Source organism: Streptococcus cristatus, from assembly GCF_003943815.1.
GTDB classification, from domain to species: Bacteria; Bacillota; Bacilli; order Lactobacillales; family Streptococcaceae; genus Streptococcus; species Streptococcus cristatus_F.
This window is the reverse complement of sequence record NZ_RJNA01000010.1, coordinates 42,814-61,434: the sequence shown is the minus strand read 5'-3', so window position 1 is coordinate 61,434 and position 18,621 is coordinate 42,814. Positions and strand designations below refer to the sequence as shown.

Here is an 18,621-nt window from a genome sequence, read left to right as displayed (position 1 = left end):
TAATGATACCTGAGTTATTAAAGAGCGTTGAGAATGGATATACTATTGAAACTGATGGCTTAACTATAAAAAATAATGCAATTATCACTAGAAATAATAGCATCCAAATAACAAATTTATCTATGTTAAGCAAAAATGAGTTTAAATCACCAGTTACACTACTAGATATAATCATTTTGATAGTTCTATTTATTATTGGATTAATCCCACCATTTCTAGGTTTAGTATTTTTTGGTCTGTATGCGTGGTATGTTTATAATAAACATCAAAATCATTTGAAGTCAAAATATTATATAGTGTTTAATTTGGGGTCGAGCCGGAATTATTTATTGTATTTTGAAGACGCTAAATTTAGAGATACTGTTTTTAATATTATTACTGAATCTTTTGGTAATAAAGCGGAAAATATATACATCGATATAAAAAATCAAAATATCGAGAATTATGATAGTAAAAATATCTATGAAAAGGAGGTATCTCAAACAAATGTGTCGGGCAATGATAATGTAATTGGAAATAATTTTGGTTCAGAGAATAATGTCGCAATAAAAGGTGATAATAATGTCAATTCAAGTATTATTAAAGATTCTAAAATAGGAAAATCCAGCATAGATGCTAATATTGCCTTCCCTTGGCCCGAACTTTCTCAACAGCTTCAACAGCTTATTAGTAATTCTTCTGTTTTATCTGAACAAACTGTTGAAATTTTAAAGAAATTACTTGATGCGGCTAATAAAAATAATGAGACTGAGTTTACTGTAATTGTTAAAGAAAACGCAACGTTTTTTAATCAACAGTTCATTAAAGATATGGTATCAGGTACTTTAGGTAATATTATATCGTCACTACTATTAGGTAGATAAGAATCAAGGAGAAATATCATGATCAACCGTTATTCTCGCCCCGAAATGGCGAACATTTGGACTGAGGAAAATAAGTACAAGGCTTGGCTGGAGGTAGAGATTCTGGCTGATGAGGCCTGGGCTGAGCTGGGTGAGATTCCCAAGGAAGATGTGGCTTTGATTCGCGAGAAAGCGGACTTTGACATCGACCGTATTTTGGAGATTGAGCAAGAGACTCGCCATGATGTGGTGGCTTTCACGCGTGCGGTTTCTGAGACGCTTGGTGAAGAGCGTAAGTGGGTTCACTATGGCTTGACTTCTACTGACGTGGTGGATACGGCCTACGGTTACCTCTATAAGCAGGCCAACGACATCATCCGTCGTGATCTTGAAAACTTCACTAACATCATCGCTGACAAGGCTAAGGAGCACAAGTTTACCATCATGATGGGTCGTACCCACGGTGTGCATGCTGAGCCGACAACTTTTGGTCTTAAATTGGCGACTTGGTACAGTGAAATGAAGCGCAATATCGAGCGTTTCGAGCATGCGGCTGCTGGTGTGGAAGCTGGTAAGATCTCTGGTGCGGTTGGTAACTTTGCCAACATCCCACCATTTGTAGAGCAATACGTCTGCGACAAGCTTGGTATCCGTGCTCAAGAAATCTCAACACAGGTCCTTCCTCGTGACCTTCACGCTGAGTACTTTGCAGTTCTTGCCAGCATCGCAACTTCCATCGAACGTATGGCGACTGAGATTCGCGGCCTACAAAAATCTGAGCAGCGCGAAGTCGAAGAGTTCTTTGCTAAGGGGCAAAAAGGTAGCTCTGCTATGCCTCACAAACGCAACCCTATCGGTTCTGAAAACATGACAGGTCTGGCGCGTGTTATCCGTGGCCACATGATTACAGCCTATGAGAACGTAGTTCTCTGGCACGAACGTGACATCTCTCACTCATCAGCTGAGCGGATCATCACACCAGATACGACCATCTTGATTGACTACATGCTCAACCGTTTTGGAAATATTGTCAAGAACTTGACAGTTTTCCCAGAAAACATGATTCGCAACATGAACTCAACTTTTGGTCTTATCTTTAGCCAACGTGCCATGTTGACCTTGATTGAGAAAGGCATGACCCGTGAGCAAGCCTATGACCTGGTGCAGCCAAAGACTGCCCAGTCTTGGGACAATCAAGTAGACTTCAAGCCTCTGCTCGAAGCGGATCCAGAAGTCACTTCTCGTCTGACTCAGGAAGAAATCGACGAAATCTTTAACCCTGCATACTACACCAAGCGCGTGGGTGAAATCTTCAAGCGCGTGGGGCTGGATTAAACAAAAAAGATGAGAGTGGGACAGAAATCGGTAATTGGTTAGAATTCGATTTCGTCGTCCCACCTCCGCACAGTTGAGTAGGGCTGTAAAAGCTGATGAAATCAGCGTAGTAGAGCCCACTCAACCACTGCGTCTTGCTCGACAATCCAAAGACAATTGAGAGGCTAGGACTTTTGTCCCAGCCTCTCTTTTTTATATTCTCGCCTGATATAGAAAGTTCCGTTTTTGTTGGTTTTCAGTCCTAGAATACTAAAAAAATATACGAAATTAAAAAATTCTGTTTATTTTCTGTCATTTTTTGATGTTTATTAAACAAAAATCGTTTAAATACCTTGCAAATTGGTATAGATAGGTTTATAATAAGGATAGGCTAGTTGGTCAGGAAATGAAAAACGACAGCTCATGAGAACCATCGTTTTTCAGATTAATGATCGCGACTAGAAGAAATAAATTTGATTTTGAAGAAATCGCCACGCTTGTAGGTTTCGCTGTACTCTAGGATTTGTCCAGTATTTTCCAGTTTTGTGATCTTGACTTGATGCACAGTTGGGAAGTTTGGATCAATTTCTAAGGTCTTGGCGATGTCTTTTGGCGTTGGAAAGACGATTTCGTTGGTTTCTTCGAAATACTCATCATTCATGTGGATGTGATAATCCGTCTTGAAGCGATTGTAGATCGAGCTGTAGTAGTCCAAATCTGGATAGTTTGGATTGATGTACTGTTCAGGAATGTAGGTTTGGTGATAGATATAGACTTTATCGCCTGTCCTTCTGATACGGTCAATCTTGTAGTAGAACTGGGACGGTGTTAGTTCTAGTTTTTCCAAGATTCTCAATTCATTTCCACGTTCGATGGACAGAACAGTCACCTTATCCTTTTGGATAGGGAAAGTTTCGATATCAGAGAATTCCACACGCTTGTGTTTTCTTGCGCGTGAAACAAATGTTCCCTTTCCTTGCTGACGGATGATGTAGCCATCATTCGCAAGTTCGTTCAAAGCGCGGACAACGGTGATGGAACTAACATTGAACATCTTGATTAATTCAGCTTCTGTGTAGAATCTATCACCGTTTTCAAAGTTACCAGAAATGATTTGTTGTTTTAAATCATCTTTGATTTGTTGATATTTAGGAATAGCCATTATGCTCACCTCTCTTTTTTTATCCCTCTCTATATTGATTTTAACATATTTTTTTAAAAAAATGTTGACATTTATGCAAAAGTTTATTATATTAATATTAATAAGAAATGAAAGCGTTTTAAATCTAGGAGGAATAGGGAGATGAAGAGATTTGAAATAGGCTCTTCTTTCTACTTGGATGGTCAGGAGTTTAAGATTTTATCGGGAGCGATTCACTATTTCCGGATTCAGCCGGAAGACTGGTATCACTCGCTCTATAATCTCAAAGCTCTGGGCTTCAATACAGTTGAGACCTATGTTCCTTGGAACATGCACGAGCCAAAGAAAGGCCAGTTTGACTTTCAAGGGATTTTAGATATTGAGAAGTTTCTTCAGATTGCTCAAGATTTAGGCTTATATGCCATCGTTCGCCCTTCGCCCTTTATCTGTGCGGAGTGGGAATTTGGCGGCATGCCAGCCTGGCTCTTGACTGAGGATATGAGAATCCGTTCTTCTGATGCTCCTTATCTTCAGGCTGTTGCAGACTACTATGATGAGTTGCTTCCTCGCCTGGTTCCAAGGCTCTTGGACAAGGGTGGGAATATCCTCATGATGCAAGTGGAAAATGAATATGGCTCTTACGGGGAGGATAAAGACTACCTGAGAGCGATTCGGCAGATGATGTTGGACCGAGGCCTTGATTGTCCGCTCTTTACATCGGATGGTCCTTGGCGGGCGACGCTGAGAGCCGGCACGCTGATTGAGGAAGATTTATTTGTTACAGGAAATTTCGGCTCCAAGGCAGATTATAATTTTGCTCAGATGCAGGAATTCTTTGATGAGCATGGCAAAAAATGGCCGCTCATGTGTATGGAGTTTTGGGATGGTTGGTTCAATCGTTGGAAAGAACCAATTATCAAAAGGGATCCTGAGGAACTGGCTCAAGCTGTCCATGAGGTTCTGAAACAAGGCTCTATCAACCTCTATATGTTTCATGGCGGTACCAATTTTGGCTTCATGAATGGCTGCTCGGCCAGAGGGGTGACGGATTTACCACAGGTGACTTCGTATGATTATGATGCCCTGCTCGATGAACAGGGAAATCCAACTCCGAAATATTTTGCAGTGCAAAAAATGATGGAGACCTACTATCCTGAGTACCCAAAAATGAAACCGCTCACAAAGGAATCTTTTGAATTGAGAGACATTGCTCTGAGTGAGAAGGTGAGTTTGTTTGAGACATTAGCTGATTTGGCCCAGCCAGTAGAGAGTCTCTATCCTGTTAAAATGGAGGATTTGGGGCAGAGCTATGGCTACTTGCTTTACCGTACCGAAGCCAGCTGGGATGCGGATGAGGAAAAAATTCGAGTGATTGATGGGCGCGATCGGATGCAGCTCTTTGTGGACGGCAAGCTTATGTCAACCCAGTATCAAGCAGAGATTGGTCAAGATATCTTTGTTGCTGGAGAAAAGAAAACCACCCACCGTATTGACGTCCTGATGGAAAACATGGGGCGGGTCAATTACGGGCATAAGTTCTTAGCAGATACCCAGCGAAAAGGGATTCGGACGGGTGTTTGTAAGGATTTACACTTCTTGCTGAATTGGCAGCAGTATCCACTTTCTTTTGAAAACATTGAAAACATTGATTTTTCAAAAGGATGGCAGCCAGAAGAACCAGCTTTCTACGCTTTTGACTTCAAAATGAAAGCGCTTAAAGATACTTATTTAGACTTGTCCGGTTTTGGAAAGGGTCTTGCCTTTGTAAATGGCGTCAACATAGGCCGTTTCTGGAATGTCGGACCAACCTTATCGCTTTATATTCCTCATAGCCTTCTGAAAGAAGGACATAACCGAATCATCATTTTTGAAACGGAAGGGGAATATGAAGAATCAATTAACTTAGTTAACCAACCTACATTTAAAACAATAAAGGGGGAAAATTTATGACAATAGTAGGTGCACGTATCGATGGACGTTTGATCCATGGACAGGTAGCCAATCTCTGGACTACCAAGCTCAACATTTCACGCATTATGGTGATTGACGATGAGGTAGCTGAAAATGCTATCGAAAAGAGCGGACTCAAGTTGGCAACGCCGCCAGGAGTGAAGCTCAGCATTTTGCCAATCGCTAAAGCGGCAGAAAACATCTTGGCTGGTAAGTATGACTCACAACGACTCTTTATCGTCGCTCGCAAACCAGACCGTTTCCTTCGTTTGGTAGAAGCTGGTGTTCCACTGGAAACACTGAATGTCGGAAATATGTCTCAGTCAGACGAAACTCGCCCCATCACTCGCTCTATCAATGTGGTTGATGCGGATGTGGAAGCTTTTCACAAGCTGCATGAAAAAGGAGTGAAGCTGACAGCTCAGATGGTTCCAAATGATCCGGTTGCGGATTTTATGAATTTGTTAAAATAAGGAAAAATTTTTAGGAGGTCATTGTCATGATACAATGGTGGCAAATTTTACTACTCACTCTGTACTCAGCTTATCAAATCTGTGATGAGTTGACGATCGTTTCTTCAGCAGGTTCACCTGTATTTGCTGGATTTATCACAGGTCTTATCATGGGAGATTTACCTACAGGTTTATTGATTGGTGCCAACCTTCAATTGGTGGTACTCGGTGTTGGTACCTTCGGTGGTGCTTCTCGTATTGATGCTACTTCTGGTGCCGTTCTTGCAACTGCCTTCTCAGTAGCTCAAGGTCTTGATCCAGAGCTTGCTATTGCTACAATCGCTGTGCCAGTAGCAACTTTGTTGACATACTTCGACATTCTTGGTCGTATGACGACAACTTACTTCGCTCACCGTGTGGATGCTGCGATTGAACGCTTTGACTACAAAGGCATCGAACGCAACTATCTTCTTGGTGCGATTCCTTGGGCTCTTTCTCGTGCCCTCCCAGTTTTCTTTGCCCTTGCCTTTGGTGGAGCTTTTGTAGAAACTGTTGTTACAGGTCTCGGTAATGTACAATGGTTGGCAAACGGTTTGAAACTTGCAGGTCAAATGCTTCCAGGTCTTGGATTTGCAATCTTGCTTCGTTATCTTCCAGTGAAACGCAACCTTCACTACTTGGCACTTGGATTTGGCTTGACAGCTATGTTGACAGTGCTTTACAGTAATGTTCAAAGCCTGGGTGCTGCAGTGTCTAGCATTGTTGGTTCTGAAGTGTTCTCTAAACTTCCAAAAGAACAAGCTATTACTTTTGTTAACAACTTCAAGAGTGTATCTATGATTGGTATCGCCATCATTGGTGTCTTCCTTGCAGTACAACACTTCAAAAACAGCCAACGTACAGTCGTAGCTGCTCCAGTAACTGAATCAGAAAGCGGGGAAATTGAAGATGACGAATTCTAATTACAAACTAACAAAAGAAGATTTTAAACAGATTAACAAACGTAGCTTGTTTACCTTCCAATTGGGTTGGAACTATGAGCGTATGCAGGCTTCTGGTTACCTTTACATGATTTTGCCACAATTGCGCAAAATGTATGGAGACGGTACACCTGAACTGAAAGAAATGATGAAATTGCATACGCAATTCTTCAATACTTCACCATTCTTCCACACTATTATCACTGGTTTTGACCTTGCTTTGGAAGAAAAAGATGGTGTGAAATCAAAAGATGCGGTCAATGGTATCAAGACAGGTCTCATGGGGCCATTCGCTCCTCTTGGAGACTCAATCTTTGGATCATTGGTGCCAGCTATTATGGGGTCAATTGCTGCAACTTTGGCTGTTGCAGGAAACCCAGCTGGTATCTTCCTATGGATCGCTGTTGCAGTTGCTTATGACATTTTCCGTTGGAAACAATTGGAATTTGCCTATAAAGAAGGGGTTAACCTCATCAACAACATGCAAAGTACTTTGACAGCTTTGATTGATGCTGCATCTGTACTTGGTGTCTTCATGGTTGGTGCCTTGATTGCCAGCATGATTGGTGTTGAAGTTTCTTGGGCTCCACACATCGGGGACAAAGCAATTGAAATTCAAGATATGCTTAACCTCATCTTCCCACGTTTGGTACCAGCTATCATCACAGGTGTAATCTTCTGGTTGCTTGGACGTAAGGGTATGAACTCTACAAAAGCTATCTTGCTCATCATTCTTGCAGCGATTGCGTTCTCAGCGTTTGGTCACTTCTTCTTTGGAATGGCATAATGGTGTAAATTATGAGCAAACAATTAATTTTGATTAGTCATGGTCGCTTTTGTGAAGAGTTAAAAACAACCACTGAGATGATTATGGGACCTCAAGCGGATATTCATGCCGTTGCCTTGTTGCCGGAGGAGGGACCAGATGATTTCACAGCTAAGTTTTTAGATACAGTCAAGGATTTTGAGGACTATATTGTCTTTGCAGATCTTTTGGGAGGCACACCATGTAATGTAGTCAGCCGCCTTATTTTAGAAGGTAAGGATATTGACTTGTACGCCGGCATGAATCTGCCGATGGTGATTGAGTTTCTCAATGCTTCTCTGACAGGAGCTGATGTTGACTATCCGAAAAATGCAGTCGAAAATATCGTTAAAGTCAATGATATTTTAGCAGGCTTATCAGATGATGAGGATGAGTAGGACTGTTTTGTAAGGAAAAAAGAAATGAAGGGGAGTGGGGAATTTTCCCATTCCCTCTTTTAAAAGCAAATAACTAATATATCGATGTTTATTTTTGAAAGGACTACCATGCTAGATTATTCAAAAGAGAAACTGGTTGAATTAGGCGCGGAAATCACCACGCGTGAAATCTACCAACAGCCAGATGTTTGGCAGACAGCTTTTAATCATTACAAGGCTCAAGCTGACCAGGTTGCTGCTTTTCTAAAAGGTATCGAAGAAAAGCATGATTATATAAAAGTCATCTTTACAGGTGCGGGAACTTCGGCTTATGTAGGCGATACGCTATTGCCATATTTCAGAAAGCTTTATGATGAGCGCAAATGGAATTTTAATTCAGTTGCGACAACTGATATTGTGGCTGGTCCTGAGGTGCATCTGCACAAGGATATTCCAACGGTTCTCGTATCTTTTGCCCGCAGTGGCAATTCGCCAGAAAGTGTTGCGACAGTGGACTTAGCTAAGCAGTTGGTTGATGAGCTTTATCAAGTGACCATTACCTGTGCTGCAGAAGGGAAACTAGCTCAGCAGGCGCATGGCGATGAGCGGAATCTCCTCTTATTGCAACCAGCTCCATCAAATGATGCTGGCTTTGCTATGACTTCCAGCTTCACCTCTATGATGTTGACAGCTCTCTTAGTTTTTGACCCAGCAGATTTGGTTCAAAAAGAAGCAAGAGTAGCCGAGTTGATTGCCTTGAGTCAAAAGGTTTTGGCAGATGTAGCTGACGTTCAAGCTTTGACAGAATTAGACTTTAACCGTGTCATTTACCTAGGAGCAGGGCCATTCTTTGGTCTGGCGCACGAAGCACAGCTGAAAATTTTGGAGTTGACCGCTGGGAAGGTTGCGACCATGTATGAAAGCCCAGTCGGCTTCCGCCATGGGCCAAAATCTCTGATTAACGAAGAGACGCTTGTGCTGATATTTGGCTCAAGAGATGAGTACACCAAACGTTACGACTTAGATTTGGTGCGTGAAGTGGCAGGAGATCAGATTGCTCGCAAGGTGGTCTTCTTTACAGAGCGCAGAGAAGACTTGGAAAATGTTGAGCAAGTGGTTCTTGAAAGTGATATCTTGGAAGATAGCTATCGAGCCTTCCCTTACATCGTCTATGCTCAGCTCTTCTCTCTCTTGACTTCTTTGAAAGTGAAAAATCGACCAGATACACCGTCTCCGACAGGTACGGTCAATCGGGTCGTTCAGGGAGTTATCATCCACCCTTTCCAGCAGTAGAAAGCTGAATATGGAAAAGTCAAACATTAGTCATGGGAAAGCTAGTTATTAAAAAGACTTTCAGATGAAAAGGATGTGTTCCATCCTTGTCCCCTGACTAAGTCAAGAAAGAGAGTGGGACAGAAATCGGTAATTCGTTAGAATTCGATTTCATCGTCCCACCTCCGCACAGTTGAGTAGGGCTGTAAAAGCTGATGAAATCAGCGTAGTAGAGCCCACTTAACCACTGCGTCTTGCTCGACAATCCAAAGACAATTGAGAGGCTAGGACTTTTGTCCTAGACTCGAGACAGAGGGAGATTATATGAAATCTTATCAAGAATCTATTTTTGGTACTTTTAAAGGACAGGATGTCTTAGCCTACACCTTTGAAAATAAGCTAGGCTATCGCTTCAAGGTCATGAACTATGGCGCAACGATTTTGGAATATCGGACGCCGGATAAAAATGGTGATTTTGCCAATATTATTCTAGGCTTTGAGCGTTTTGAGGATTATGTTGGCAATAATCCCAAGCATGGTGCCAGCGTGGGACCAGTTGCGGGGCGGATTGCGAAGGCTAGCTTTGAGCTGAATGGGCAGTCCTACCAGCTGGAAGTCAATAATGGCCAGAATTGCAACCACAGTGGCTCTACTGGCTGGGACAGTGTGATTTTCCAGACAGAGGAAGTCACAAACGAGGGCGTCACATTTTACACAGAGCGTCCAGACGGGACGGGCGGTTTTCCTGGAAATTTGAAAATCTGGATTTCCTATTCCTTATCGGAAAAAGGGGAGATTGAGATTTCCTATCAAGTCCAGACAGATCAGGATAGTCTGGTTAATCCGACCAACCACAGCTATTTCAATCTGTCAGGTAATTTTAGTCAGCCGATTGATCAGCATGTCCTCCAGCTGCATACCAAAGGGGTGTATCCGATTGCTCCTGACGGCGTGCCAGCAAAAGAAGTGGATGCGAATCGCGGCTTTGTCAAAGGCCTACAAAAAGGTCTGGTGCTGAAAGAAATTTTTGCTGACCAAGACGAGCAAATTCAGATCGTATCAGGGCTGGATCATCCTTTTGCCTTAGATAAAGAGCAGGAAGAGGCAGGATGTCTTTATGATGCGGCCTCAGGACGCTATCTGACTTTCCGTACGGATGCTCCTTGTGTCGTGACTTATTCGGCTAATTTTGTTGATGAGTCAGTTATCATCAATGGACAGCCAATGATTCAGCATAATGGTATAGCGCTGGAAGCACAAGCCTTGCCTGATGCGATTCATAGTGACTTGAAAGATCAGGTCATTCTCAAGGCAGGAAGCCTATTCACCAGCACCACTGTTTATTTTGCAGGAGTGAAATAAACAGCAAACTTGCTTCATTTGAAGTGTATCTCACCTGGCGATATTAGCCTCAGATACAAGAAAACGGCAGAATCCCCCTCTGCCGTTTTTACTATTTATTTTATTGGTTATCTAAGTCTTGTGGTTGGAAAATTTGATTGTAACGTTCTTCGTCTTCTTGGTTATCACGGATGACTTTAGCAAGAGTAAATGAAGAAGAAATCAGTCCGACAGAACCCATGAGATAGTATCCTTTAACCATCAAAGGTTCTTTCAAAGTATAGAGGCCGACGAGAACAAGAGTTACAAAGAAGGCGAATGAGCCCCAAGCCATAAACATAAAGGCTGGTGTATTCCGATAAGTTTTCTTTTTAAGGTTGTTCATATCTAAAATCTCCTTTTCGATTTTTTTCATTGTATCATGAGTTTTTGAGACAGTCAATGAAATAGCGGCTATTTTAATCAGACTGAACAATTCATATTAGTTTGTATCATCTTACTAAGATATCTAAAAGTATTTTATTTTTAAAAAATATTTTTTCTTTAAGCAAATTTTAAGATAAGGAAGTTATACTAATACCATCAAATGAAGACCTCCTAACTTTATTTGATAGAAATCCTAAAACTTTTTCATAATAATCTCCCATAAGAGCCACCAAATTCGGTGGCTTTTTTTGTGCTCAGAATCGGGTCGGATTGCTTCCTCTGCCCTATTTTTTGCTATAATAGTCCTATGAGTAGAATTTTAGATAATGAATTAATGGGGGATGAGGAGCTGGTAGAACGTACCCTCCGTCCTCAGTATTTACGAGAATATATTGGTCAGGATAAGGTCAAGGACCAGCTGAAGATTTTTATCGAAGCAGCTAAATTGCGGGATGAGGCGTTGGACCATACTTTGCTTTTTGGTCCTCCAGGTCTGGGAAAGACGACTATGGCCTTTGTCATCGCCAACGAACTCGGTGTGAATATTAAGCAGACTTCTGGTCCGGTCATTGAAAAGGCTGGTGATTTGGTAGCCATTCTCAATGATTTGGAACCGGGCGATGTCCTCTTTATCGATGAAATTCATCGTTTGCCTATGGCGGTAGAGGAAGTGCTGTACAGCGCCATGGAGGACTTTTACATTGACATTATGATTGGGACTGGCGAAACCAGTCGCAGCGTCCATCTGGAATTGCCACCTTTCACGTTAATTGGGGCGACCACTCGGGCGGGCATGCTGTCCAATCCTCTGCGGGCTCGCTTTGGGATTACTGGTCACATGGAGTATTATGAAGCCAGCGATCTGACCGAAATCGTCGAGCGGACGGCTGAGATTTTTGAAATGGATATTACTCACGAGGCTGCTCGGGAGCTGGCTCTGCGTAGCCGAGGTACACCGCGGATTGCCAATCGTCTGCTCAAGCGGGTGCGGGACTACGCCCAGATTATGGGCAATGGCTTGATTGATGATAAGATAACCGACCAGGCTCTCTCCATGCTGGATGTGGACCAGGAAGGGCTGGACTATGTAGATCAGAAAATCCTACGAACCATGATAGAAGTTTATGGTGGTGGTCCAGTGGGGCTGGGCACCCTCTCGGTCAATATTGCCGAGGAACGTGAAACAGTGGAGGACATGTATGAGCCTTACCTGATTCAGAAAGGCTTTGTCATGCGGACTCGGACTGGGCGCGTGGCGACTCGCAAAGCCTATGAGCATCTAGGATATGAGTATATGAAGGAATGATGACCGATCAAGAGATTTTAGAGAGGCTGAGTCAGGATCAGGATATCCGAGCAATTTTGGAGATGATCCGCAGTCTAGAATTGAAAGATTCTTGGCTGGCTGCAGGCAGTATCAGAAATTTTATCTGGAATATCTTGTCTGGCAAGTCGGGCTTTGATGCTGAAACGGATGTGGATGTCATATTCTTTGATCCAACTGTGTCTTATGAGAAAACTTTGCAGCTGGAGATGGAGCTGAGAAAAGCTTTTCCCGCTTATTCTTGGGAGCTGAAAAATCAAGTTTATATGCACATTCATAGTCCCAACACCCAGCCCTATACTAGCTCGAAAGATGCCATGAGCAAGTATCCTGAGTGCTGCACAGCTATCGGTCTTCGATTGCTGGAAAATGATAAGCTAGAGCTTTTTGCGCCCTATGGCTTGGTAGATATTCGAGCATTTCAGGTTCGACCAACACCACATTTTTTGGCGGATGCGGATCGAAAGAAGCTTTATAGGCAAAGAATCCGCAAGAAAAACTGGCAGGCTAAATGGCCACAATTAAGTTTTGAATATCTTTCTGAAGAAAAGTAAAGTTTAATCTGGTGCAAGCTAGATTGAGTGGGTTACTGCCTCAATGATCTGCACTTTTATGTAAGTCGGTATAATTAGCGGTTTTTCAGAGTCCGCTTCCGCTGTCACAGAATAATCAAGAAAGCTCCGCAGTTTTCTTTTTATTCTGGTATAATAGATCTATGAAGAAAATTGTATTTGTTTGTTTAGGAAATATCTGCCGTAGTCCGATGGCAGAGTTTGTTATGAAAAGTCTGACCGATGACCTACATATTGAGAGTCGTGCAACGTCTAGCTGGGAGCATGGAAACCCTATACATCAGGGGACTCAGGCTATTTTTAAGAAACATGCGATTTCTTATGACAAAGGAAAGACTTCTCAGCAGATTTCAGCGCAAGATTTTGCAGAATTTGATTATATCATCGGCATGGATGAAGCCAATATTCGAGATTTGAAGAAAATGGCACCAGCGGATTTTCAGGATAAAATCTACCAGTTTGCTGATCTGGGTGTGCCGGATCCTTGGTACACGGGTGATTTCGATGAGACTTATGAGCTGATTTTGGCTGGCTGCCACAAGTGGCTAGAACGCTTAAATGGGTGAAAAATGGATAAAATAAAAGAATTTTACGATAAATATAAAATCTATCTGACCCGTCAGAATCTAGAAATCCTAGCAGTGACTGTGATTGCCTTGTCAGCAATTTTAGTGTTTACCTCCAATATCCCTAGTAAGGGTGCGCTAACGCTGGATCAAGGTAAGATAAAATATGAAGGCAGTCTGGTTCACGGGAAGATGAACGGCGAAGGTACCCTGACTTTTAAAAATGGGGATAGCTACAAAGGTCATTTCAAAAATGGGACTTTTGACGGTAAGGGTACTTTTACATCGAAGGCTGGTTGGAAATATGAAGGTGAATTTGCCAACGGTCAGGCCGATGGTAAAGGAAAACTGACGACAGAAAGTAATGTCGTCTATGAAGGAACGTTCAAGCAAGGAATTTATCAAAATGCGCATTAGATGGTTTTCACTGGTTCGGATTACTGGACTGGTCTTGGTGTTACTCTATCATTACTTTCAGGGAGCTTTTCCTGGAGGTTTTATTGGAGTGGACATCTTTTTCACTTTTTCAGGATTTTTGATTACTTCATTATTGATTGATGAGTTTACAAGAAGTCGGACGATTGATATTATGGGCTTTCTGAAACGGCGCTTTTATCGTATCGTTCCTCCGCTCGTTTTTATGATTTTGGTCATCATGCCTTTTACTTTATTGATCCGTCGGGATTTTGTAGCAGGTATTGGGACGCAGATTGCAGCTGCGCTTGGCTTTGTGACTAATTTTTATGAAATGATGTCGGGCGGCAGTTATGAAAGCCAGTTTGTGCCGCATTTGCTGATTCACACTTGGAGTTTGGCACTGGAAGTGCATTACTATATCCTCTGGGGCTTGGCTGCTTGGGGAATCAGTAAGATTAGCAAGTCAGTTGCTCAGTATCGGGGGCTGATTTCTCTGACTTCAATTGCTCTGTTTCTGTTCAGTTTCTTGGCTATGTTTATCGGAGCCTTTTTCAGCAAGAATTACTCCAATATTTATTTCTCAAGTTTGACCCATGTCTTTCCTTTCTTTGCTGGGACAGTGCTAGCGACTTTTTCTGGAGTCGGAAATGTGGGCGTTCAGATGAAGAGACTGGAAGAAAAGGTCGAAATCAAGCAAGTCTTGATCGCTTTAGCTGGCAGTTTTGTTCTTCTTATTTTGCTCAGCTTTATTTTGAAATTTGACAGCTTGTGGACTTATTTATTTGGTTTCTTGATTTCAACACTTCTGGCCTGTGTCATGATAGCAGCAACCCGCATCTTGCACGATAAATTGCCAAATATTAAGGAGCCTAGTCCTCTCAACTTTATTGCAGATACTAGCTACGGTGTTTACCTCTTCCATTGGCCTTTCTATATTATTTTTACTCAGTTGATGAGCAATGGATGGGCTGTGCTTTTGACTACAATCTTGAGTTTTGGTTTCGCGGCTCTTTCCTTCTATATCTTAGAGCCGACTTTAGCTGGACGGAAGCCTCGGATTTTTGACAAGGATATGAATGTAACATCCATCACCAAGCCGATTTTCTACAGTTTCATTCCGCTGACTTTTATCTTGCTTATTATCACCATCACAGCTCCGTCTGTGGGTGCCTTTGAGGAAAGCCTGATTGTCAATTCTTTGAACCAATCCGATACGAAAATGCAGACAACCCGTAAGCACGCAGACCAGAAAACTGCGACAAATTATAACGTGGCAGAGGGAACGACTGTTATCGGTGATTCGGTCACCTTGCGCTCCGCTGAATGGATCCAAGAGGCTATACCTGACGCTCAAGTCGATGCAGTTGTTAGTCGTAATTTAGTGTCTGGTCTGGAATTTTTCAAGAACGATATTGCTAACCAAACACTGCTTCAAAACGTCGTCTTGGCATTGGGAACCAATCCAGTTGATAATTATGAAGAATTGTTGGATCAGTATATCGAGCTCTTGCCAAAAGGCCATCGCTTGATTTTAGTCACGCCATATGATGGCCGGACAGCCAATGATCCAAGTAGTATTCCTGTTAAGATGCGACAATACGAACTTGAACTTGCTAAGAAATACGATTTTGTATATGTAGCAGACTGGTATCAGGTAGCGATTAACAATCCGCAGATTTGGATTGGAACAGACTATGTCCATTATGGGGCAGATTCAGAGTCTATGGCAGAGGGAGGTAAACTCTACTCTAACATGATAAAAGAAGCTTTGGCTGCCGCTTCAAATGGCAGTGTTAAGCCATAAAACTAGCTCGGTTATTTAGCCGAGCTAGTTTTATAACAAAAAAGAAAGCGCTAACACATTTTTTAGAGAAAAGTATGTGAAATTTTTGAGAATAGATATAGAATTTAGTAAAAAAGCCTGAAATATCAGTGTTTAAAAAATAATCCATAAAAAGTTTGTGAACTTTTGTTGAAAGTGTTTACAAATTTGTAGGAATAGAGTATAATTATATTGTGAAAAAATTAACAAAGGTTAAAATCTTCATCTAACCTTTTGGCAGAAACCATTGGAGGATTATAATGGCTGATAAGAAGAAAACTGTTGAACAAGAAGATAAAGTGCTAGCGGCAGAAAAACATGTTGATGAGCTTGTGCAAAAAGGTCTCCTAGCTCTTGAAGAAATGAGAAAACTAAATCAAGAGCAAGTAGATTACATCGTAGCAAAAGCTTCAGTTGCAGCTCTTGATGCACACGGGATCCTTGCTCAACACGCGGTTGAAGAAACTGGTCGTGGTGTATTTGAAGACAAGGCAACGAAAAATCTCTTTGCCTGTGAACACGTTGTCAACAACATGCGTGGTGTGAAGACTGTTGGTGTTATCGAAGATGATCCTGTTACTGGACTGACAAAGATTGCTGAGCCTGTCGGAGTTATTTGTGGTATCACTCCAACAACGAACCCAACATCAACAGCAATTTTTAAAGCATTGATTGCCTTGAAGACACGTAATCCAATCGTTTTTGCCTTCCACCCATCTGCTCAGGAATCATCTGCTCACGCAGCGCAAATCGTTCGTGACGCAGCAATTGCAGCTGGCGCACCTGAAAACTGTGTGCAATGGATTACTCAGCCATCTATGGAAGCAACAGCAGCTTTGATGAACCACGATGGTATTGCAACCATCCTTGCAACTGGTGGTAATGCCATGGTTAAAGCTGCATACTCTTGTGGGAAACCAGCTCTTGGGGTTGGTGCCGGAAACGTACCAGCTTACATCGAAAAATCTGCTGACCTTCGCCAAGCTGCTCATGACATCGTGATGTCTAAATCATTTGACAATGGTATGGTCTGCGCATCTGAGCAAGCGGTGATTATTGACAAGGAAGTTTATGACGAATTTGTAGAAGAATTCAAGTCATACCACACTTATTTTGTAAACAAAAAAGAAAAAGCTCTTCTTGAAGAATTCTGCTTTGGTGCTAAAGCAAACAGCAAGAACTGTGCTGGTGCTAAACTGAATGCAAACATCGTTGGTAAACCAGCTGCATGGATTGCAGAACAAGCAGGCTTTAAAGTACCAGAAGGTACAAACATCTTGGCTGCAGAATGTGCGGAAGTAGGTCCAAATGAGCCATTGACTCGTGAAAAATTGTCACCAGTTATCGCTGTCTTGAAAGCTGAAGATAGAGAAGACGGTCTTAAAAAAGCTCGTCAAATGGTTGAATTTAACGGACTTGGTCACTCAGCAGCTATCCATACAAAAGACGAAGAATTGGCTAAACGCTTTGGTACTGAAATCAAAGCGATGCGGATTATCTGGAACTCTCCATCTACTTTCGGTGGTATCGGGGACGTATATAATGCCTTCATTCCATCCTTGACACTTGGATGTGGTTCATACGGACGTAACTCAGTTGGTGATAACGTGAGCGCTATTAACCTTCTAAACATCAAGAAAGTAGGGAAACGTAGAAATAATATGCAATGGTTTAAAGTTCCTTCAAAAATTTACTTCGAGCGCAACTCTATCCAATACCTTCAAACATGTGAAGATATTGAACGCGTTATGATCGTTACTGACAAATCTATCGAAAAACTTGGCTTTGTTCAACGTGTGATCGATCAATTGAACGCCCGTAGCAACCGTGTAACGATCCAAGTCTTCTCAGATGTTGAACCAGATCCAGACATCACAACTGTAGAACGTGGTGCGGAAGTGATGAAAGCATTTGAACCAGATACAATCATCGCTCTTGGTGGTGGTTCTCCAATGGATGCGGCGAAAGTAATGTGGCTCTTCTACGAGCAACCAGAAATCGACTTCCGTGACTTGGTTCAAAAATTCATGGATATCCGTAAACGTGCCTTCCGCTTCCCATCACTTGGTAAGAAAGCGAAGTACATCGGTATCCCAACGACTTCAGGTACAGGTTCAGAAGTAACACCATTTGCTGTTATCTCTGATAAGAAAAACAACCGCAAATACCCATTGGCTGACTACTCATTGACACCAACTATTGCCATTGTTGACCCTGCTTTGGTTGAATCCGTTCCAGACTTTATCGCAGCTGATACAGGTATGGACGTCTTGACTCACGCGACTGAAGCCTATACTTCAAACTTCGCTAACGACTACACAGACGGTATTGCGCTTCAAACGATCAAGCTTGTCTTTGAATGGTTGGAAAAATCTGTTAAGACAGCTGACCCAGAAGCACGTGAAAAAATGCATAATGCGTCTACAATGGCTGGTATGGCCTTTGCCAATGCCTTCCTTGGTATGAGCCACTCAATGGCCCACAAGATCGGTGGTGTTCACCATACTGTTCACGGACGTACAAACGCAATCTTGCTTCCATACGTCATCCGTTACAACGGTACTCGCCCGTCTAAGACTACTACATGGCCTAAGTACAACTACTGGAAAGCTGATGAGAAATTTCAAGACATCGCGAAAATGCTTGGCTTGCCTCACTCAACTCCAGAAGAAGCAGTTGAAGCTTATGCCAAAGCAGTTTACGATCTTGGTGAAGCAGTTGGAATCACAATGAACTTCAAAGGCTTCGGAATAGATGAAAAAGTTTGGAAAGACAGCTTGCATGAAATTGCATTGCTTGCTTATGAAGACCAATGTTCACCTGCAAACCCACGCTTACCAATGGTAGCTGACATGGAAGAAATCATGGCAGATGCTTACTATGGCTACGGAGAACGTCCAGGACGTCGTAAATAATGTAGAATCAATCCCTCACTAAATGAGGGATTTTTCTTTCTTTAAAATGTATGAAATAGACGACTTTCTAAAAACTAGGGAAAAGATAGGCTAGAAAGCTCTTTT

Annotated in this window: 17 protein-coding genes; 15 read left to right on the top strand and 2 right to left on the bottom strand. The window is 42.2% G+C overall.

The genetic code is table 11. The features are described 5' to 3' along the window. The first annotated feature begins 2 nt into the window (after positions 1-2). Positions 3-863 carry a hypothetical protein gene (locus D8872_RS07690; protein WP_125390510.1) on the top strand — a complete coding sequence of 287 codons (861 nt, stop codon included), beginning with the start codon at positions 3-5 and terminating at the stop codon, positions 861-863. Positions 864-881: 18 nt separating this feature from the next. Next, positions 882-2,177 carry an adenylosuccinate lyase gene (purB, locus tag D8872_RS07685; protein ID WP_125390509.1) on the top strand — a complete coding sequence of 432 codons (1,296 nt, stop codon included), beginning with the start codon at positions 882-884 and terminating at the stop codon, positions 2,175-2,177. A gap of 424 nt (positions 2,178-2,601) precedes the next feature. Here the strand turns inward: purB and agaR are convergent, their stop codons facing one another. After that, the gene (gene agaR / locus D8872_RS07675; protein ID WP_005591344.1) at positions 2,602-3,318 is read right to left on the bottom strand and encodes a transcriptional regulator AgaR; all 717 of its coding nucleotides are present in this window, start codon (positions 3,316-3,318) and stop codon (positions 2,602-2,604) included. 141 nt (positions 3,319-3,459) lie between these two features. Here agaR and D8872_RS07670 point away from each other — a divergent pair, with 141 nt between their 5' ends. From D8872_RS07670 to D8872_RS07635, 7 genes are all read left to right on the top strand, one after another. Continuing rightward, positions 3,460-5,247: a glycoside hydrolase family 35 protein gene (locus D8872_RS07670; protein ID WP_125390508.1), complete on the top strand. Its 1,788-nt coding sequence runs from the start codon at positions 3,460-3,462 to the stop codon at positions 5,245-5,247. After that, entirely contained in the window at positions 5,244-5,720 is a 477-nt protein-coding gene (locus tag D8872_RS07665; RefSeq protein ID WP_045498334.1) for a PTS sugar transporter subunit IIB, read from the top strand. Before D8872_RS07670 ends, D8872_RS07665 begins: the two co-directional genes overlap by 4 nt. A 26-nt stretch (positions 5,721-5,746) precedes the next feature. Further along, positions 5,747-6,661, top strand: coding sequence for a PTS mannose/fructose/sorbose/N-acetylgalactosamine transporter subunit IIC (locus D8872_RS07660; protein ID WP_045498332.1), 915 nt, complete (start codon positions 5,747-5,749; stop codon positions 6,659-6,661). After that, a complete protein-coding gene (locus D8872_RS07655) occupies positions 6,648-7,466 on the top strand; it encodes a PTS system mannose/fructose/sorbose family transporter subunit IID (protein WP_005591340.1) in 819 nt (272 codons plus the stop codon). The genes D8872_RS07660 and D8872_RS07655 overlap by 14 nt, the downstream gene beginning before the upstream one ends. Positions 7,467-7,477: 11 nt before the next feature. Next, positions 7,478-7,882, top strand: coding sequence for a PTS sugar transporter subunit IIA (locus D8872_RS07650; protein WP_048763128.1), 405 nt, complete (start codon positions 7,478-7,480; stop codon positions 7,880-7,882). Positions 7,883-7,990: 108 nt separating this feature from the next. Beyond that, positions 7,991-9,154: an SIS domain-containing protein gene (locus tag D8872_RS07645; protein WP_125390526.1), complete on the top strand. Its 1,164-nt coding sequence runs from the start codon at positions 7,991-7,993 to the stop codon at positions 9,152-9,154. 303 nt (positions 9,155-9,457) lie between these two features. Beyond that, positions 9,458-10,495, top strand: a complete 1,038-nt coding sequence (locus D8872_RS07635; protein WP_125390507.1) for an aldose epimerase family protein — start codon at positions 9,458-9,460, stop codon at positions 10,493-10,495. A 100-nt stretch (positions 10,496-10,595) separates the two neighbouring features. Here the strand turns inward: D8872_RS07635 and D8872_RS07630 are convergent, their stop codons facing one another. Beyond that, positions 10,596-10,859, bottom strand: a complete 264-nt coding sequence (locus D8872_RS07630) for a YiaA/YiaB family inner membrane protein (protein ID WP_181951260.1) — start codon at positions 10,857-10,859, stop codon at positions 10,596-10,598. Between the two features lie 348 nt (positions 10,860-11,207). Here D8872_RS07630 and ruvB point away from each other — a divergent pair, with 348 nt between their 5' ends. The 6 genes from ruvB (at position 11,208) to adhE (ending at position 18,516) form a co-directional block, all read left to right on the top strand. After that, positions 11,208-12,206, top strand: coding sequence for a Holliday junction branch migration DNA helicase RuvB (gene ruvB, locus D8872_RS07625; protein ID WP_045498319.1), 999 nt, complete (start codon positions 11,208-11,210; stop codon positions 12,204-12,206). Further along, positions 12,203-12,778: a nucleotidyltransferase family protein gene (locus tag D8872_RS07620; RefSeq protein ID WP_048791781.1), complete on the top strand. Its 576-nt coding sequence runs from the start codon at positions 12,203-12,205 to the stop codon at positions 12,776-12,778. Before ruvB ends, D8872_RS07620 begins: the two co-directional genes overlap by 4 nt. A 161-nt stretch (positions 12,779-12,939) precedes the next feature. Then, positions 12,940-13,362, top strand: coding sequence for a low molecular weight protein-tyrosine-phosphatase (locus D8872_RS07615; protein ID WP_125390506.1), 423 nt, complete (start codon positions 12,940-12,942; stop codon positions 13,360-13,362). A 3-nt stretch (positions 13,363-13,365) separates the two neighbouring features. Next, complete coding sequence (locus D8872_RS07610; RefSeq protein ID WP_125390505.1) at positions 13,366-13,779, top strand: MORN repeat-containing protein; 414 nt, start codon at positions 13,366-13,368, stop codon at positions 13,777-13,779. Then, on the top strand, positions 13,769-15,583 hold the full coding sequence (locus tag D8872_RS07605) for an acyltransferase family protein (protein WP_125390525.1): 1,815 nt from the start codon (positions 13,769-13,771) through the stop codon (positions 15,581-15,583). The genes D8872_RS07610 and D8872_RS07605 overlap by 11 nt, the downstream gene beginning before the upstream one ends. Positions 15,584-15,861: 278 nt before the next feature. Beyond that, positions 15,862-18,516: a bifunctional acetaldehyde-CoA/alcohol dehydrogenase gene (gene adhE / locus D8872_RS07600; protein WP_125390504.1), complete on the top strand. Its 2,655-nt coding sequence runs from the start codon at positions 15,862-15,864 to the stop codon at positions 18,514-18,516. Positions 18,517-18,621 lie beyond the last annotated feature (105 nt).